The sequence below is a fragment of the Acetobacter sp. DsW_54 genome, assembly GCF_002153575.1.
GTDB lineage: Bacteria > Pseudomonadota > Alphaproteobacteria > Acetobacterales > Acetobacteraceae > Acetobacter > Acetobacter fabarum.
Genome location: NZ_JOPD01000003.1, coordinates 291,195 through 308,506, shown reverse-complemented (window position 1 = coordinate 308,506; position 17,312 = coordinate 291,195). Strand labels below are relative to the sequence as shown.

General features: G+C 60.2%; 15 protein-coding genes. 4 read left to right on the top strand and 11 right to left on the bottom strand.

Translation table 11 applies throughout. The features are described 5' to 3' along the window. Window positions 1-62: 62 nt before the first annotated feature. Entirely contained in the window at window positions 63-1,508 is a 1,446-nt protein-coding gene (locus tag HK20_RS03165; RefSeq protein ID WP_233129052.1) for a catalase, read from the top strand. 73 nt (window positions 1,509-1,581) lie between these two features. On the opposite strand, the gene HK20_RS03160 is transcribed toward HK20_RS03165, so the two are convergent. From HK20_RS03160 to HK20_RS03140, 5 genes are all read right to left on the bottom strand, one after another. After that, entirely contained in the window at window positions 1,582-2,865 is a 1,284-nt protein-coding gene (locus HK20_RS03160) for a DEAD/DEAH box helicase (RefSeq protein WP_086645608.1), read from the bottom strand. 131 nt (window positions 2,866-2,996) lie between these two features. Continuing rightward, window positions 2,997-3,329, bottom strand: coding sequence for a metal-sensitive transcriptional regulator (locus HK20_RS03155; RefSeq protein ID WP_086645607.1), 333 nt, complete (start codon window positions 3,327-3,329; stop codon window positions 2,997-2,999). 159 nt (window positions 3,330-3,488) lie between these two features. After that, entirely contained in the window at window positions 3,489-4,400 is a 912-nt protein-coding gene (locus tag HK20_RS03150) for a copper resistance protein B (RefSeq protein WP_369823008.1), read from the bottom strand. A gap of 155 nt (window positions 4,401-4,555) precedes the next feature. Then, window positions 4,556-6,265, bottom strand: a complete 1,710-nt coding sequence (locus tag HK20_RS03145; protein WP_086645702.1) for a copper resistance system multicopper oxidase — start codon at window positions 6,263-6,265, stop codon at window positions 4,556-4,558. A 79-nt stretch (window positions 6,266-6,344) separates the two neighbouring features. Beyond that, complete coding sequence (locus HK20_RS03140) at window positions 6,345-6,758, bottom strand: hypothetical protein (protein ID WP_086645605.1); 414 nt, start codon at window positions 6,756-6,758, stop codon at window positions 6,345-6,347. 127 nt (window positions 6,759-6,885) lie between these two features. Between HK20_RS03140 and HK20_RS03135 the strand changes: the two genes are divergently transcribed. Continuing rightward, complete coding sequence (locus HK20_RS03135; RefSeq protein ID WP_086645604.1) at window positions 6,886-9,270, top strand: heavy metal translocating P-type ATPase; 2,385 nt, start codon at window positions 6,886-6,888, stop codon at window positions 9,268-9,270. 39 nt (window positions 9,271-9,309) lie between these two features. On the opposite strand, the gene HK20_RS03130 is transcribed toward HK20_RS03135, so the two are convergent. From HK20_RS03130 to HK20_RS03110, 5 genes are all read right to left on the bottom strand, one after another. Beyond that, complete coding sequence (locus HK20_RS03130) at window positions 9,310-10,599, bottom strand: lipoprotein pyruvate-formate lyase (RefSeq protein ID WP_086645603.1); 1,290 nt, start codon at window positions 10,597-10,599, stop codon at window positions 9,310-9,312. Window positions 10,600-10,787: 188 nt separating this feature from the next. Beyond that, on the bottom strand, window positions 10,788-12,119 hold the full coding sequence (gene gltX, locus HK20_RS03125; RefSeq protein WP_086645602.1) for a glutamate--tRNA ligase: 1,332 nt from the start codon (window positions 12,117-12,119) through the stop codon (window positions 10,788-10,790). 115 nt (window positions 12,120-12,234) lie between these two features. Beyond that, entirely contained in the window at window positions 12,235-12,678 is a 444-nt protein-coding gene (locus HK20_RS03120; RefSeq protein WP_086645601.1) for a hypothetical protein, read from the bottom strand. Further along, on the bottom strand, window positions 12,675-13,880 hold the full coding sequence (locus HK20_RS03115) for a nicotinate phosphoribosyltransferase (protein ID WP_086645701.1): 1,206 nt from the start codon (window positions 13,878-13,880) through the stop codon (window positions 12,675-12,677). The genes HK20_RS03120 and HK20_RS03115 overlap by 4 nt, the downstream gene beginning before the upstream one ends. Window positions 13,881-13,989: 109 nt before the next feature. Continuing rightward, entirely contained in the window at window positions 13,990-15,369 is a 1,380-nt protein-coding gene (locus tag HK20_RS03110; RefSeq protein ID WP_086645600.1) for a class II 3-deoxy-7-phosphoheptulonate synthase, read from the bottom strand. A gap of 310 nt (window positions 15,370-15,679) precedes the next feature. Between HK20_RS03110 and HK20_RS03105 the strand changes: the two genes are divergently transcribed. Then, window positions 15,680-16,078, top strand: a complete 399-nt coding sequence (locus tag HK20_RS03105) for a hypothetical protein (RefSeq protein ID WP_086645599.1) — start codon at window positions 15,680-15,682, stop codon at window positions 16,076-16,078. On the opposite strand, the gene HK20_RS03100 is transcribed toward HK20_RS03105, so the two are convergent. After that, a complete protein-coding gene (locus tag HK20_RS03100) occupies window positions 16,075-16,686 on the bottom strand; it encodes a YigZ family protein (protein WP_086645598.1) in 612 nt (203 codons plus the stop codon). The two genes, HK20_RS03105 and HK20_RS03100, sit on opposite strands and share 4 nt — an antisense overlap. Before the next feature lie 203 nt (window positions 16,687-16,889). On the opposite strand from HK20_RS03100, the gene HK20_RS03095 reads away from it, so the two are divergent. Next, window positions 16,890-17,282: a hypothetical protein gene (locus HK20_RS03095; RefSeq protein ID WP_233129051.1), complete on the top strand. Its 393-nt coding sequence runs from the start codon at window positions 16,890-16,892 to the stop codon at window positions 17,280-17,282. The last annotated feature ends 30 nt before the right edge of the window (window positions 17,283-17,312 follow it).

The following is a 17,312-nucleotide window of genomic DNA, read 5'->3' as shown; positions in this document are numbered from 1 at the left end:
TATGCGTTGCATAAGTGTACGGCGAACACGCGAAGGAGACCGTGGTGACAAATGATTCAACCGTGAAAATACACACAACGGAATCCGGTATCCCGGTTTCGAGCGATGAGCACTCGCTCACTGTTGGCGCGAATGGTCCCATAGTTCTGCATGATCATTACCTTATCGAGCAGATGGCGGCCTTTAATCGCGAGATGATCCCCGACCGCCAGCCCCATGCCAAAGGGAGCGGTGCATTTGGTAAGTTTGAAGTCACGCACGACATGAGCGCGTACACCTGTGCAAAGTTTTTGCAGCCGGGTGCGAGGACCGAGGTTGTGGCCCGGTTTTCAACCGTGGCAGGGGAGGCTGGCAGCCCCGACACATGGCGGGACCCACGCGGTTTTGCCCTGAAGTTTTATACGGATGAAGGCAACTTTGATATGGTCGGCAACAATACGCCGATCTTCTTTGTGCGTGATCCGCTCAAATTCCAGCATTTCATTCACTCCCAGAAGCGCCGGGTCGATAACGGCCTGCGTGACAACGACATGCAGTGGGATTTCTGGACCCTCAGCCCCGAAACCGCACATCAGGTTACCTGGCTTATGGGGGACCGGGGTATTCCGGCGTCATGGCGGCATATGGATGGTTTTTCCAGCCATACCTACATGTGGGTCAATGCACGGGGGGAGCGGTTCTGGGTTAAATACCACTTCAAAACCGATCAGGGTATTCAATGCCTGACGCAGGAGCAGGCTGGTAAAATTGCTGGGCAGGACGCGGATTATCACCGCAGGGACCTGTACGCGGCAATCCGGCGTGGGGAGTATCCAAGCTGGACACTCAAAATGCAGATCATGCCGTATGAGGATGCCAAAACCTACCACATCAACCCGTTTGATCTGACCAAGGTCTGGCCGCATGAGGACTATCCGCTGACCGATGTCGGCAGGCTCACGCTTGACCGGAACCCAACGGATTTCCATTCCCAGATCGAACAGCTTGCGTTTGAACCAAACAATTTTGTACCCGGCACCGGCCTATCGCCAGACAAGATGTTGCTCGGCCGTGCGTTTGCTTATGCGGATGCCCACCGTGCGCGCCTTGGCGTGAATTACAAGCAGATCCCGGTTAACGCACCCAAATGTCCCGTTCATGGGTACACCAAGGGCGGCACAATGCGCATGAACCCCGCGCACGACCCGGCTTATGTACCCAACTCCAAAGGTGGGCCGGTGGCGGATGCACAGCGTTTTCCAGATAACGCAGTCTGGGCGGCCGATGGGGCCTTTGTGCGAGAAGCCTACACCTTACGCGCCGATGATGATGATTTTGCGCAGGCCAATGCCCTGATCAACCGCGTTATGGACAGTGCCGCGCGGGACAGGCTGGTGAGCAATATTGTCGGCCATGTTCTACAGGGTGTTGAAGAACCTGTGCTGTCTCGGGTGTTTGAATACTGGACTAATATTGATGCCACCATAGGCCAGCGCGTGCGCGATGGCGTGGCTGCTGCACGGGACTAACCCCGTGCGTGCGGTAACCGGGGCAGGCATGGCAGCGTTATGCCATGCCTGCCTGTAAAAATAGCCGTATTATTCAGGCTGTTTTTTGGGATGCAGCGCGTGCAGCCTGTTTTTCTTCCTCAGTCCAGACCCGGCGCTCACGCTTGACCTGCGGTTTGACCTGCTTGACCGGCCCGCCACCCAGCACAGGCGCGCGCATGGTGGAGTTCCGGGCGTCTTCTGAGTGCCATTCATGCTCGGTATGGACGGTCAGGGTCTGCCCGATCTCCCGTTCCACATCATGGAGCCATGCGCGCTGTTCGGCATCGCACAGGGTTACGGCAATGCCACGCCGCCCCGCACGCCCGGTGCGGCCTATGCGGTGGACGTAACTTTCGGGCAGGCTTGGCAGGTCGTGGTTAAAAACATGCGTGACTGTATCTACGTCAATCCCGCGGGCTGCAATATCCGTTGCAACCAGAACCTGCACCGTGCCCTCACGGAACGCATTCAGCGCGCGCTCCCGCTGCCCCTGTGAGCGGTTGCCGTGCAGGGCTTCTGCCGTAATCCCGGCATCGGTCAGAAAAGAGCAGACTTCGTTGGCAATGTTTTTCTGCAAGGTAAAAACAACCGCCTGACCAATATCAGGTTCCTGCAACTGTGCGAGCAGGGCTGTTTTTTTGTCGGCGGCGTTCACAAACATGACCGACTGTTCAATCCGGTCCACGGTGGTGGAGGGGGGGGCAATTTCCACCTTGGCCGGGTCGCGCAGCAGGTTTTCCACCAGTGCGGCAATGGATTTGGGCATGGTAGCGGAAAACAGCACGGTATGCCGGTCTTTGGGCAGGGTTGCCACAATCCGCTCAATCGGTTTGGCAAAGCCCATATCAAGCATCTGGTCGGCTTCGTCCAGCACCAGGGCTTCAAGCTGAGACAGGTCGCAAAGCCCCTGTTCGATCAGGTCCAGCAGGCGTCCGGGGGCGGCAACAAGAATATCCACACCATCCTTGAGCGCGTTGACCTGATGCATCTGGCTTACGCCGCCAAATACCGTTGTGACGCTAAAGGGTAGGTGGCGGCCAAAGTTTTCAAAACCATCGGCAATCTGGGACACAAGCTCACGCGTGGGGGCCAGAACCAGAATACGCGCCCCCCCTTTGGGGGCCGGGCGCGGGTTTGCGGCAAGGCGGTGCAGGAGCGGCAGCGCAAAAGAGGCTGTTTTGCCCGTGCCTGTTTGCGCCAGACCCAGCAGATCACGGCCTTCAAGCAGCAGGGGAATGGACTGGGCCTGAATGGGGGTGGGGCTTACGTAGCCTGCCTCGGCCAGTGCAAGGAGCAGCGGCTCCATCAGGGAGAGGTCGGCAAAAGTCATGGACATGGGAAAGCGGCGCCTCCGGCGCTCAGTAAAGCTGCGCCTGATGGGGCATCGCGGGATGAAAACTGACGCTTTTTACGGAGGATGTCTGGCCGGGTCAATATAGCGGGAGGGCGGTCTTTTGGCAGAATGTCCTATTTTACCATTTTGCGGATAACGCCCATGAGTTCCTCCAGTGCTTCCTCCCCGCCGTTTTCAGCAATGGCGGTGCGCACGCAGCCTTTGGCGTGGGATGTCAGGATCTGCACCCCCACGCCATCCAGCGCGGATTTAACGGCGGAAAGCTGGGTCAGAATATCCACGCAGTAGCGGTCATCCTGCACCATGTTCAGTATCCCCCCGACCTGTCCCTCAATCCGTTTAAGGCGGTTGATCAGGGCAGTCTTGTCCGGCTGGGTTACGTGCCGTTCCGTGCTGGCCGGGGTGGGGGGTGTGCAGGCATGGCAACCGGGTTTGTCTGTGGACATGGGCTTCTACAGGCTGTTCTGAACAAAAGAGGCAGGGGCCGGAACGGGGCAGGGGCTTTTCAGGCCCCGCAGCCGTTCCGGAGTGTGATCTTGCTCCCTGTGTAGAATGTCTGCGCGCCGGACGCAAAAGGGAGTGTGCCGGTCAGGCGCTGGCAGGGGTTAGAACCATGTGCGCACGCCAAAGGTAAAGCGGATGTCCTCTGGCCCGTTATCGGCTGTGCCGTGCCAGTTTGGCCTGCGGTTTGCGGTGTTGCCGTAATGGCCGGCATAGGTCACGGCAATATAGGGAGCTATTTTGCGCTTGAATTCGTAACGCAGGCGCAAACCCGCATCAATGTCGGAAAAACCCCGGCTTACGTCACGCTGGGCATCTGTATGGGAATAGAAGTTGAACTCTGCCTGAGGTTGCAGGATCAGGCGGTTGGTAATCAGCAGGTCATAGGACCCTTCGAGCTTGCCCGCTACACCTTGGGCATTAAAGTAGGCTGTGGCTGACACATCAAAAAAGTACAGGGCTAGCCCCTGTACCCCAACAGCCCCCCACGCACGGGTTGGGCCACTATCCAGATCAAGCCGCACGCCGGCCTGTAGGTCAAAATAGGTGGAAATGGCATGGTCATATAAAAATTCGTGGTCGCCATCACTCATATGGCGGTGCCCGTCCACCGTGCCTTCGGACTTGATCCAGAGCTTGTCGTGGTCGGTGCCAAACCAGCTTTGCCCGGAATAGCGCAGCAGGCTGTCCCCCGCAGTATAGCGGCCTTCAAACTGCTCCATCAGAACATGAAAATAAGTGCTGTGGTCCATGACCGGGGGCATGTTGTGCACATAATGCACGACTGGCGTTGCCGGTGGGGTAGCCGGCCACTGGCTGCTGGGTGCCAGGGGGGGCAGACTCACGCGGAATGTAGTGGGGTTCGGGGGCTGTGTGCTCACTCCGCTGGTGGCGGAAGTGGCCGGGTGGGGCGTGCTGGCATGGGTGGTAGGCGCAGGTGGGGCCGCCGTGTGGGAGGGAGCCGCAGGGTGCGCCGTACCATGGGTGGTGGGCTGCGGGGCCGGGTGGGCTGGCATATCCATGCCCTCGCTCATGTCCATACCGGGCATATCCTCCATGCCTGCCATACCCGCCATGGCGGGTTGTGGGCTGGCAGCACGGGCGGGGCTGGTGTTTGGCAGGTTTATGCCAAGCAGCAGCAGGGCCGCGCAGGCGGCGGGGGTGTATCTGCTCATGACACCACCACTGTGCGGAACATGCCAAGGTCCATATGGTAGAGCAGGTGGCAATGATAGGCCCACAATCCGGGCGTATCGGCCGAGACAAGGTAGCTGAGCTTGCTGCCCGGCTGCACAATAATGGTATGTTTGACCGGGTTGTAAGCGCCTTGCCCGTTTTCCAGTTCGCTCCATAACCCGTGCAGGTGAATGGGGTGTTCCATCATGGTGTCATTGATCAGGGTAAAGCGGACACGCTCGCCCAGCCGCAGGGGAATTGGCTCTGCTTCGGAAAATTTTTTGCCGTCAAAGCCCCATATGTAGCGCTCCATGTTGCCGGTCAGGTGGAGCGTGATCTCCCGCGAGGGGGGGCGGGTATCTGCCACCGGGTGCAGGGCGCGCAGGTCGGCGTAGGTGAGCACCCTGCGGCCATTATCGCGCAGTCCATCCCCCGGGTCAGCAAGCCGGTCGGTGGGCATGCGGGCAATGTTCTGGTTTTCAACATTCAGCGGGGGCGTGTGGGCGGCAAGCGGTTTGGGGGCGGACATATCCATGCCTTTCATGTCCATACCCTGCATGGTGGAGGGCATGCCCATGTCCAGCATGGTGCGCACGGGGCGTGGGTCCATGGGGGGAATGGTGGCCCGCATACCTTGCTCGGGGGCCAGCGTGCCGCGCGCAAAGCCCGTGCGGTCCTCCGTCTGGGCAAAAATGGTGTAGGCTCTGCTGTCCGTAGGCTGCACGATGCAGTCGTAGGTTTCGGCCACACCAATGCGGAACTCATCAACCCGCACGGGTGCTACGTCGTTGCCATCGGCCTGCACCACATCCATTTGCAGGCCGGGAATGCGGATGTCGTAAAAGGTCATGGAAGAAGCGTTGATAAAGCGCAGCCTGACCCGCTCGTTCGGGCGGAACAGCCCGGTCCAGTTGGTATCGGGCGTGCAGCCGTTCATCAGGTAGGTGTAAATAATCCCGGTTACGTCTGAAATATCGGTGGCGGACATGTTCATGCCTGCCCATTGCAGGCGGTTTTTTATGGCGGCCCCCAGACCATCCCGCTTGGCGTCATGCACAAGGGAGACAGCCGTCCGCTGGCGGAAGTTGTAGTAGTCGTCCTGAAATTTCAGGTTATTCATAATGTCGTGCGGGGCCACGTCCGACCAGTCAGAGAGAAGAATAACGTAATCCCGCTCCCATGTTGTGGCCGGTGGGGTGCGGGGGTCTATGATAATGGCCCCATACAGCCCCCGCGCTTCCTGCATGTTGGAATGACTGTGGTACCAGTAGGTTCCGCTCTGTTTGACGGGAAAACGGTACGTAAAGCTCCGCCCCGGCGCAATGCCGCCAAAGCTCAGGCCGGGTACGCCATCCATATCGGCCGGGCAGCGTATGCCATGCCAGTGGATGGAGGTGTCCTCGGCCAGATGGTTATGCACGTTCAGGGTTACCGTCTCCCCCTCGCGCCAGCGCAGGGTGGGGCCGGGCATGCTGCCGTTCATGGCCGGTATGGTCTGGGTTTTGCCGGCAATGGTGCAGGCCATCGGGCTTATGGTCAGGTCATAAACCTGCTGTGGGTTGGGGGGAATAATGGGGTCAAACAGGGTATCCGCCTGCGCACGGGGTGTGGCAGGCAGGGTGGCCATGGCGGCAAGCGCGCTGGCACCAGTTATAAACTGGCGGCGTGCAATGCCCCTGCCATGGCGGAGGGAGGAATTGGGCATGGTCTGGTCCATACTGCGCGCTCTGCACGGGGGCAGGGCGTCTGGCTGATCGGGCGGAGCTGTGGCTCCGGCGGATGTGTCAGGCCGTGTGCAGTCTGGGTGGGCGGAGCAGGGGGGCGGCCCTGCGGTCGGGCAGGGTAGGGGGTGTTGCAAAAACCGGGCGTGCCCGGGTGTGCCACAACAGGCCATTGGGCAGCATGCCAACCGCTGTATCAACAACAGACAGGGCATTCCCCGTCATGCAGCATGCGCCGTGGTGGTGCATAAGGTGGTGTGTGGCGGCCGTGGTTGTGGGGCAGCTTATGGCTGTTGGTGTGTGGTTGTGCAGGGGGGGTGTGCCCGCCATGCTGTGCCCGGCCATGTGCATGGCTGTATGGGCCATGGCAGGTTGTGCCGCCCGCGCGGGTGTATGCGCAGCCCAAAGCCCCAGTGTTGCGGCCAGCACAAGCAGGCAGCCCATCACCATCTGATGCAGGAAAGAACGACACAGCATCTTTTAAATATACCCCTAGGGGGCATATATGGCAAGAAGAATGGATGCGGTTCCAACCCGACCACCCCCTGTGTGTAAGCATGTTTGGCCCCGGTCTGTGCGACCACGGGCGCGGAGCAACAAGAGCATGAGCCAGATTGTCAGTTTTCCCATAGAGGGCATGAGCTGCGCCAGCTGTGCCACCCGGCTGGAAAAAGTGCTTAACCGCCAGCAGGGCTTGCAGGCGTCGGTCAATTTTGCCACGGCAAGGGCGCAGGTCACGCTGGAGGACCCCACCACCCAGTTGCCACAGGTGTTTGCCGCCGTGCACAGCGCGGGCTTTGCGCCCCAGACGACCAGTGTGGATCTGGCCCTGACCGGGCTGACCTGTGCTTCCTGCGTAAGCCGGGTGGAAAAAGTGCTTAATGCCCTGCCGTCTGTTCAGGCATCGGTCAATCTGGCGACCGAGCGTGCGCATGTCAGTTTTGTGCCCGGTGTGGTGGATACCGCGGCCCTGATCGCGCGGGTGGAAAAAGCGGGTTACGGCGCAACCCTGTACAGCCAGCAGGACCCGGATGCGCAGGCAGCGCAGCACAAGGCCGCGTTGCGAGATGAATGGCGTAATTTTGTGCTTGCTGCAGTGCTGAGCCTGCCTTTTGTGGGGCAGATGCTGGGCATGCTGGCAGGGCTGCACACAGCCATGCTGCCCTTGTGGGCGCAATGTGTGCTGGCAGCCATTGTGCAGGTCTGGTGTGGGCGCTCCCTGTATGGCGGGGCCATGCATGCCTTGCGCAGTGGGGCTGCCAATATGGATGTGCTGGTGGTTATGGGCACGGGCATTGCCTTTGTGTTCAGCACCGTTGTCATGCTGTTTGGCCTTGACCAGCCTGTGTATTTTGAAACCAGCGCACTGGTCATGACCCTTGTTCTGCTTGGGCGGCTTCTGGAGGCCCGCGCCAAGGCCCGTGCCAGCGCAGGTATGCAAAGCCTGCTGCACCTGCAACCCCGCACGGCACAGGTGGAGCGCAATGGCCAGTGGGTGGAACAGCCGGTGGAACAGCTTGTGCCCGGTGACGTATTTATGGTTCGCCCCGGTGAGAGCGTTGCCGTGGACGGGCAGGTGCTTGATGGCCAGTCCGATCTGGATGAGGCCATGTTAACGGGGGAAAGTGCTCCCGTTGCCAAAACCGCAGGGGACCGCGTGTTTGCAGGTACGCTCAACCAGACCGGGGCATTGCGCGTGCAGGCCACCAAGGTGGGCACGCAAACCGTACTTTCGGGCATTGTGCGCATGGTGGAGCAGGCACAGGGCAGCAAGGCCAGCGTGCAGCGTCTGGCTGACCGCGTAGCGGCTGTATTTGTGCCCGCCGTACTGGTGCTGGCCGTGCTGGCCCTTGGTCTTGGCTGGGTTATCACGCATGACTTCGGGGCCAGTCTGGTCAATGCCGTGTCCGTGCTGGTTATTGCTTGCCCGTGCTCTTTGGGGCTGGCAACGCCCACGGCCATTATGGTTGGCACGGGCCTTGGCGCACAGGCAGGTATTCTGTTCCGCAATGCGGATGCGCTGGAACAAGCCCGCAAGATGGACATTCTGGTTACGGACAAAACCGGCACGCTCACCATGGGGCGGCCCGGTGTGGTGCAGGTGCAAAGTGCGCCGGGTGTGGCGGAACAGGCCATGCTTGGGCTGGCCTGTGCGCTGGAGCAGAGTTCCGAGCACCCGCTGGCCCGCGCCATTGTGGCCTACGCCACGGAGCGGGGTGCCCAGCCTGCGGCCCTGAGCGACTTTAAAGCCATACCGGGGCAGGGGGTGCAGGCCCGCGTGGATGGGCAGGATGTGCATATGGGCTCGCTGGCCTACATGCTCCAGCTTGGCTACCCGGTTGACCATGCCTTGACCGATGGCTGGCAGGCGCGCGGGCAGAGCATTGTTGCGCTGGCCCGTGCCGGTGCGGTGGTTGCCTATTTTGGGCTGGCTGATCAGGTGCGGCCGGAAGCCCAGCTTGCTATTGCCGCCTTGCGGAGCGAGGGCCTGCGGGTTGTCATGCTCAGCGGGGATAACGCGCGTGCAGCGCAGGCTGTAGCCCGGCAGGTGGGTATTGATGAAGTCGTGGCCGATGTGCTGCCAGATGGCAAGGCCGCCCAGATTGCGCGATTGCGGGCCGATGGCCAGCATTGCGTAGGCATGGTGGGGGACGGCATTAACGATGCGCCCGCCCTTGCGCTGGCCGATGTCAGCTTTGCCATTGGTGCTGGGGCCGATATTGCGCTCGAAACAGCCGATGTCGTGCTTGTGCGCAGCCAGTTGACAGCACTGGTGGATGCGCTCTCGCTGTCCCGCGCAACGGTTTTCAAAATTCGGCAGAACCTGTTTTTTGCCTTTATTTACAACATACTGGGCCTGCCATTGGCAGCCTTTGGGCTGCTGGACCCGGTCTTTGCCGGGGCAGCCATGGCCATGAGTTCCGTCTCGGTGGTCAGCAACTCCCTGCTGCTCAATCGCTGGAAGCCGCGCAAGGTCTGGTCCGCGTAATCTGCCTGTAGTCCAGCCTGCTCCCCTGTGCCCGGCGGTTCAGGCGGGCAGGGTGGGGGTTGTGCTGCCCAGTAGCAGGCTACTGGTATGGGGCCGCCATTCGCCCGTGTTTTCGTCCCGCCCCTGTAGGTAGAGCCTGCGGGGCGTGCCAGCCGTGGTGGGCTGTGCGGCCTCGCGCAGGAAGACCTCCATATCCTCGGACTGTTTGCGGTTGATCAGGCAGCATAACGGTGTATCGGGGAAGGATTTGAGCAGGTTGGCCGTGCTGCTTTCCCCCGCAAAGATCATCAGGGGGGGCTGTTTGCGTTTCTGTTCAAAATGGAGGCGGATCAGCTCGGTTTTTCCAACCCCTGCGGGGAATGGGTAGTGGGAGACCTCGGTGGGTTCCATAACGCCCTTGCGCTCGACCAGCCGCGCGCCAAACACGTGCTCGTGCCGCAGGTTGTAGCCGTATTCGGCCGAGGTGGCGAACAGGGCAATCAGGTCCTCCAGCGCGGAAGAGCAGATAATGGGGTCTATCCCGTGTTCCTGCAAAATCTGGAGCAGGTTGCCCATTTCGGGCGTTAGCCGCAGCATTTGCGTTATGTCTGCCTGCACAGGGCCAGCTTTGCCGGGGCGGGAGGCAGGGCAGACCCACCTCTGGTTGCTGATCGACGCCCCAAGGCACCATTCATTGGCGGCGCGGCTCAGGGTAATCACATCGGTCTGGGTTTGCCCCGCAACCAGCCGGATCAGCCATTGCTGTGCCGCATCGGGGCCATGCAGGGCGGCCACCGCCTGATGGCAGAATGCCATACGTGCCCTGAAGGCCAGCATGGCGGGGTTGTCCTGTAATTCCTCACGCGCAATGGGGTGGGGCATGTGCCCGTAGCGGGCGGCCAGTGCGCTGTAATCCTCTACAATATCGCTCACAAGGTCGGGAAAAGTAACCGGCTGCCCGGCAAGGTTTGCAAAGGGGGCTGGCAGGGGGTGGCTGGATGCGTGCACATGGATCAGGCTGCGGAACTTCTGGGCCGGCAGCAAAAAGCAGAAGTGTTCCAGCATGAACAGGAACAATGTCTGCTGCACATCACCCACTATGGCGGTGTTGTTCCAGTCCATCACCACATAAGGGGGGGCGTTGCCATTATAGGTGTCGGAATAATGGCCATGCGCGTTAATGAGTGCCTGAATGGCCTCCCGGAGCGGGGGATGCCACTTTAACTCCTCCAGTTCGGGCGGAGGGCGGTCCATCAGGTCGGGTATGCTGGTTGCCCGTCCGGCTGTGGGGGCGGCCAGAAGCGCGGTCAGGCCCAAACCAAATGTACGGCGGTGCAGAACAGGGCGCATACAGATTCCAGACTGACAGATAAAGCGGTGCAGCCCCCTATTGAAAGGCGGGAACACGCACGGTCAAGTCATGTTATGCGCAATGGACAAAAAGACACGGGCCAGAAGATGCTCAGCCAGACCCGCTACAGGGCAACGCCATATGACCCCGGTAGCCTATACCGGGGCCATATGGCGTTGCCGTTGGTTTAGACCTGAGAAGGCAGCAGGCGGGCCAGTGCGCGTTTGCGGCCGATAAGGGGGAGCAGGTCGCGCAGTTCAGGCCCGTGTTCTTCCCCCGTCAGGGCAACACGCAGGGGGTGGAACAGGCTTTTACCGCTGCGGCCTGTTTTGTCCTTGATCGCGGCTGTCCACGCCTTCCATGTTTCCACATCCCACGGTTCGGGCGGGAGCAGGGCTGCGGCATCCTGCAGGAATGCTTCGTCCTCTTCCTGCACGGGGGGGATAATGTCCCCCTCCACAACGTTCAGCCACAGCTTGGCTTCCGAAAGCAGGTCGATATTGCTGCGAATAGCCAACCAGAAGGCTTCCGTAGCCCCTTTGGGCAGCTTGTCGGCCACCGTGGTAAAGGGAAGCTGGGCAAGGTAGCGGTGGTTCATGGCCAGAAGCTGGCGCGTGTCAAACCGTGCAGCCGAGCGCGAGATATGTGACAGGTCATAGCTCTGGGCCAGCGCATCAAACGGCATGAGTGCCGGGTCGTCCGAACTGCCAAGGCGTGCGAGGTAGGAGATCAGGGCTTCCGCCTCCACCCCGTCCTGACGCAGGGTGCGCAGGGAGCAGGCATCAAACCGTTTGGAAAGCTTGCCGCCGTTTTCATCCAGCAGCAGGGGCAGGTGGGCAAAGCGGAAGTGGTCGGGGCGCGCGCCCAGAGCCTCGGCTATGTCAATCTGCACACCGGTATTGGTAACGTGGTCTTCCCCACGGATAATGTGGCTGATCCCTGTTTCCAGGTCATCCACAACCGAGGCCAGCGTGTATAGCACCGTGCCGTCGGTACGGACCAGAACCGGGTCGGATACAGATGGCAGTTTGACCTGACATTCCCCCATAACAAGGTCGCGCCAGCGCACAATGCGGCCAGAAAGTTTGAAGCGCCAGTAAGGCACCTTGCCATTGGCCTCGGCCTGTGCGCGCTGCTGCTCGGTCATTTTGAGCATGGCGCGGTCATACACAGGAGCACGGCGCTGGCGGATCTGGGTTTCGCGCTTTGCGGCCAGTTCCTGCTCGCTTTCAAAGCAGGGGTACAGGTGCCCGGATGCCTTGAGCTTTTCAATGGCGGCAGCATAGCGGTCCAGCCGCTCGGTCTGGCGGAAGGTCTCGTCCCACGTAATGCCCATCCATTCCAGATCCTGCTGGATGGCGCCTACCAGTTCCTCGCGCGAGCGACCGGTATCCGTATCATCAATACGCAGTTGGAATTTGCCCTTGTTGCGGCGGGCAAACAGGGCGTTGGCAAGGGCAAGGCGGGCATTGCCCACATGGAGAAGGCCCGTAGGGCTGGGCGCAAAGCGGAGTTTCATAACAGGGGCTTATGCCGTGAATGGGCTGGAAAGACCAGCGCGAAGGAAACATAAAACAGGGGCAGGGGTGGCATGCCGGGTGGGGCTGCCTGCCGCTGCCGCCTGTGGGCGGGAATTAGTGCAGGTTGTGCAGGCCGGGGTCGAACGTGTCCGTATCGTCCTCTTCCGCTCCCGCATCGTCTTCATCTTCAAGCAGGATGTCTTCCCCGTCCACCAGCCGGCGGGGGTCCAGCATGCGCCAGTCACGCTCCATGGGGGTTGCCGGGGTTGTGGTAAAGTCATCCAGTTCGTTGGCGGAGCGCCAGCCATCGTCTTCTGCGTCTATAACCACGGCGTCCTCGCCAAAGCTGGTCCATGTGTCCAGCACGTCCTTGGCGGAGGCACCGGGCGTGCGGCAGCGTTCCACACTGTCACGCACATAGGCGCGGGCAAAGGCGTTGGCGTGGGCAAGGTCATGAAAAACGCCAACCTCTTCCACAATATTGTCTTCGGCACCGCCGGACAGGTCCAGAATACGGACTTTCCAGCCCTGCTCCCGAGGGGCTTCGGTTTCGCTCATGAGGTTTTCCTAGCTGTCTTTTTGTTGTGGGCGGAGGCAAACAGGAATTCGCGTCCGATTTTAACCCGCTCAACACCGTTGTACGAAATAATATCGGCTGTGGCGTAGGTTTCGTTCCATATTTCGGGAATGAACGAGCCTGTGCCAACAACATCTATGGGGGCATGCGCATCGGCCATACAGGCGCATTTGGTGACCCCAAAGCCCGAGGAGGCGATAATCCGCACCTGTTGGAACCCTGCCTCGTCCAGTGCTTCACGCATTTTCCAGATGGATGCGGCAGAAACGCCTGTGCCAATCAGGTAGCGCAGCTCACGGTCCGAGCGGTAGCGGCGCAGGGCCTCGGGGGCGTGGCGGTTGACCACGGTATAGGATTCCTGCGGGTTCAGCCCTTCCATAAACCGCCCGCCATGCGTATCCAGCCGCACGGCAATGCGGCCTGCTTTGGCTAGGTCTTCAAACCGGCGGCATACGGCCAGTGCGTCGGTTATTTCCTGCCCAAAATAGTCCACCAGCACCACAAGGTCGGAATCGGGGAATGTCTCGTGGAACATTTCCGCCGCCCGCACGGTGGAACCCGCATACCCAATAAGCGCGTGGGGCATGGTGCCTGCGCCCTGTGTGGTGCCAAAAAAGGCGGAAACGGCATCATTGGCTGTGCCAACAAAGCCTACCGCCCCGTCCTGCTGGGCAGCCCGCCCACCAACGGAGGCCGCATAGGCCATAAGTTCCTGCATTTCGTAGCCTGCGCAATGCCGGGCATCCATGGCCAGAAAGCGGGTTTGTGGCAGGGAGAGCGCCATCTGGTAAGCCCGCAGGGCCGCAACGCAGGAACTCCCCAGCTTCTGGAGCAGAAGTGTTTCCAAATCCGCCAGATGCAGGAACGAGCCGGTCACATAGACCAGCGGTTCCCCCGCCCCAACCCATTCGCCCTCGGGGTGGAGCAGGTCCACGGTGTAATGGCTACCGCGTTTGGCCATAACGTTCTTCAGCCATTCCAGCATAATGCCGGGGGCGGAAATAACAGGGCAGCGCAGGAAAAAGGCGTAAGTGACCTCACAATCCCCAAAGTGGCTGACAATCTGACTGGTGCGGTTGAAGTAGGAATCCGTGCGTGCCCGGATTTCTGCATCTGTCAGGGCGGTTGCGGCCTGTGCCGTAGTAATGCCGGGAGCCGTTACGCCAGAGAGGGACTGCGTCATTGCTGAAATGCTCTTTTCTGCCAAATACACTGCACAGATGATGGGTGTGATGGAGGGTGGCGTAAAGACCACCCCCCGCTTCTGTGATCAGGCAAAGAGCAGCGCGGCCTTAGTTGCGGCCGGTCAACTCCTCCGCGATCAGGAATGCCAGTTCCAGAGACTGCTCGGCATTCAGGCGCGGGTCGCAGAAGGTTTCGTACCGTGCGCCAAGGTCTGCTTCGGTCAGGCGCTGGGCACCGCCTACGCATTCGGTCACGTTCTGGCCGGTCATTTCCAGGTGAACACCGCCAGCAGGTACGCCCTCGGCTGCGCACACGGCAAAGAAGCCTTTGACTTCCTTCATCACCGCATCGAACGAACGGGTCTTGACCTTGTTCTCGGTCGAGATGGTGTTGCCGTGCATGGGATCGCTGATCCATGTCACAGGCTGTCCCGTTTCCTTGACCGCCCGCATGAGCGGGGGCAGGAACTGTTCGATTTTTTCCGCCCCCATGCGTGAGATCAGGGTAATGCGCCCGGCCTCGCTCTGGGGGTTGAGGATGGTGGTCAGGCGTTTGATGTCTTCCACGCTGGTGGTGGGCCCAACCTTGATGCCAATGGGGTTGCGCACCCCACGCAGGAACTCCACATGCGCGCCATCGGGCTGGCGGGTGCGGTCTCCGATCCATACAAAATGGGCCGAGCAGTCATACCATTCGCCCGATGTGGAATCGACGCGCGTCAGGGCCTGCTCGTAAGGCAGCAGCAGCGCTTCGTGCGAGGTGTAGAACTCGGTTTCGTCCACCTGGGCGGAGGAGGCTGCGTCAATCCCGCAGGCCTGCATGAAGGCGAGGGTCTCACCAATACGTTCGGCCATGGTGCGGTAGCGGTTGGCCAACGGGGAGCGTTCCACAAAACCAAGGTTCCAGCGGTGCACTTCGTGCAGGTTGGCGTACCCCCCGCGAGAGAAGGCGCGTAGAAGGTTCTGGATTCCGGTGGACTGGAAATACCCTGTTTCCATCCGTGCCGGGTCGGGAATACGGGCTTCAGGGGTGAATTCCGGCCCGTTGATGATGTCCCCCCGGTAGGATGGCAGGCTGACACCATCTATCGTTTCCATATCGGAAGAGCGCGGTTTGGCGAACTGGCCAGCCATACGGCCGAGCTTGATGACCGGCACCTTGGCCCCAAAGGTGAGCACCACGGCCATTTGCAGCAGCACACGGAAGGTGTCGCGCACAATATCGGCCTTGAACTCGCCAAAGCTTTCAGCGCACGGGCCGCCCTGAAGCACAAAGGCCTTGCCCTGTGCAGCCTGAGCCAGATGGTTGCGCAGGCGGCGTACTTCACCAGCAAAAACCAGCGGCGGGTAGGCGCTCAGCCGGTCCTCAACATTTTTAAGGGCCGCTGCGTCCGGATAGGTGGGAATCTGCTTGAACGGAAACGAACGCCAGCTATCCGGCATCCAGGTCTCAGACGTCGGGTTGGGCTGGGTGAGCGTAGCACTCATAACGCGTTCCTGTTCAGTTGGGCTGATTACACACAAATGGTAAGCAGATGGGTAAAAACAATCTCTCTTGGGCATGAATTTGCCAAAGGCGGCTGCCTTTATGTCTAATATGCACAAATTACGCAAATAGCGTTTGCTGGCCCAAGCCATGTTCTGGTCAATGGTGTGGCATCTGCCCCACTCTTGACCAGAGGATTTGGATTTTTGCACTTTTGGTGTGATAAGGGGGACCAGTATGGAACCTGCGCGGCCATGTGCTTTATGGTTTGTGTGGGGTGTTTTTTCTTTTTTTCTTGCGGGGTAACGCGCAATGGCGCAGCTGCGTAGACCGTTTGTAAACGTGATGTCCGGCCTTCTGGTGGGGGCCAGCCTTGTGGGGGCAGTAAGTGTTGCTCACGCGGACCCCCTGATGACCCCCAATGACGATGTTTCCTTCTCCGAAGGGAATGGCAACATGGACACGGGCGCGGGCAAATCAACCGAAGCAAAGACCGTGCACGGGCACCGTAGCCTGCCCCCCGGTTATCAGGATGCTCCGTCCATGGAGTTCCAGCATGGGGATGACCCGGACCATCTGGCCAAGGTGCACAGGGATTCGGTCACGGGCTCGGACCTGTCCCGCTATGGTTCCGCTTACCAGAGTTCCGGCCCGTTTGGTTCGGGGCAGGTGGGGGATTCCACAGGCAATGGCTGGGTTACCCCGCGCTAAGCTGGTGTGGGTTCGTCCTCTATAAGACGAATATCGGCCTGACCACTGGTCAGGTCGGTCAGCTTTGCACAGACGTCCTGTTGCAAAGCCTGTGGGAGCAGAAGCTGGAACCACGCCCCGTTTTCATCAAAAACGGGTGGCTCGGCCTCCACTCCCCACTCAGGCAGACGGGCCTGAATAATTCCCAGTAATGAAAACGGGCAGTGGAACCCAAGCCTGATCCGCTCGATCAGCTCTTCCTTCGGGGCTTCACGCAGGCATTCGGCTGCCGTGCCGGCATAGGCCCGCACCAACCCGCCCGCACCCAGTTTGATCCCCCCAAACCAGCGGGACACCACAATAGCTACGCGGTCCAGCTTTTGGGCAACAACCACCTGCAAAATCGGGCGGCCTGCCGTGCCCGAGGGTTCTCCCGCATCGTGGCAGCGGCAGTGGGGGCCAAACTGCCATGCCCAGCAATGGTGGGTGGCGTCCGGCTCGGCTGCGGCAATGCTGGCAATAAACGCATCGGCTTCCGCAATGCTGGCAATGGGGATTGCGCGCGCGAGAAAACGGCTTTTTTTAATATCCCGTTCCAGCAAAAAAGGGCCGACCAGCGTTTGTGTCATGCGCCCTTCTTATCCTTTCCGTTCCGGTTCGGGCAAGTCGGGCGGGGGCAATGCGCAGCTTCACGAGGGGCATATGCCAAAACTGGGGGCTGACAGTCTTTTGTAACAGGAGTAACGCGGTAACAGATGTTAACCTGTGTTACGCTAGCCCGGAACTGGCAAACCCTGCCACCAGAGGTCTGAACAAAGGAGAAAGCACCCACATGATGCCGGTATTCCGTAAAAAATGGAAAATCCTGTTTGGCTTGTGTGCGCTTGCACTGCCCCTTATGGCCGGTGTGCCCGCCCACGCCGATGGTGATCCGCTCAATGGTGGGGATGATGATGACACGGACGCCCACCGTGCCTCCAGCATGCATAATCTGGCAGGCAAGTTACCTTTGCCACGCGCGCACAAGGACTTTAGCAAATACCGTTTTGTGCCACCGGGGGACAGGGTGGTGGAACAGGCCGATACAAACCGGCTGCTGTTCTGGACCAAAGGCGGCCAGCCAGATGGGTATGCCCAGCGGCGCGGGAGCAGTGTGATTTATTACAACGCCCAAGGGCAGGCTGTGCGGGTACAAAGGCTGACAGCGCAGGAAATGAACGACTAAATGCCTCGCCCAGCCCATGGTGCTGTTCAA

Coding starts and splice junctions, on each gene's coding strand:
- HK20_RS03160 (WP_086645608.1), bottom strand. CDS start 2,865: ATGTCCATGACTTTTGCCGACCTCTCCCTGATGGAGCCGCTGCTCCTT.
- HK20_RS03155 (WP_086645607.1), bottom strand. CDS start 3,329: ATGTCCACAGACAAACCCGGTTGCCATGCCTGCACACCCCCCACCCCG.
- HK20_RS03150 (WP_369823008.1), bottom strand. CDS start 4,400: ATGCCAGCCCACCCGGCCCCGCAGCCCACCACCCATGGTACGGCGCAC.
- HK20_RS03145 (WP_086645702.1), bottom strand. CDS start 6,265: ATGCCCAATTCCTCCCTCCGCCATGGCAGGGGCATTGCACGCCGCCAG.
- HK20_RS03140 (WP_086645605.1), bottom strand. CDS start 6,758: ATGCTGTGTCGTTCTTTCCTGCATCAGATGGTGATGGGCTGCCTGCTT.
- HK20_RS03135 (WP_086645604.1), top strand. CDS start 6,886: ATGAGCCAGATTGTCAGTTTTCCCATAGAGGGCATGAGCTGCGCCAGC.
- HK20_RS03130 (WP_086645603.1), bottom strand. CDS start 10,599: ATGCGCCCTGTTCTGCACCGCCGTACATTTGGTTTGGGCCTGACCGCG.
- gltX (WP_086645602.1), bottom strand. CDS start 12,119: ATGAAACTCCGCTTTGCGCCCAGCCCTACGGGCCTTCTCCATGTGGGC.
- HK20_RS03120 (WP_086645601.1), bottom strand. CDS start 12,678: ATGAGCGAAACCGAAGCCCCTCGGGAGCAGGGCTGGAAAGTCCGTATT.
- HK20_RS03115 (WP_086645701.1), bottom strand. CDS start 13,880: ATGACGCAGTCCCTCTCTGGCGTAACGGCTCCCGGCATTACTACGGCA.
- HK20_RS03110 (WP_086645600.1), bottom strand. CDS start 15,369: ATGAGTGCTACGCTCACCCAGCCCAACCCGACGTCTGAGACCTGGATG.
- HK20_RS03105 (WP_086645599.1), top strand. CDS start 15,680: ATGGCGCAGCTGCGTAGACCGTTTGTAAACGTGATGTCCGGCCTTCTG.
- HK20_RS03100 (WP_086645598.1), bottom strand. CDS start 16,686: ATGACACAAACGCTGGTCGGCCCTTTTTTGCTGGAACGGGATATTAAA.
- HK20_RS03095 (WP_233129051.1), top strand. CDS start 16,890: ATGATGCCGGTATTCCGTAAAAAATGGAAAATCCTGTTTGGCTTGTGT.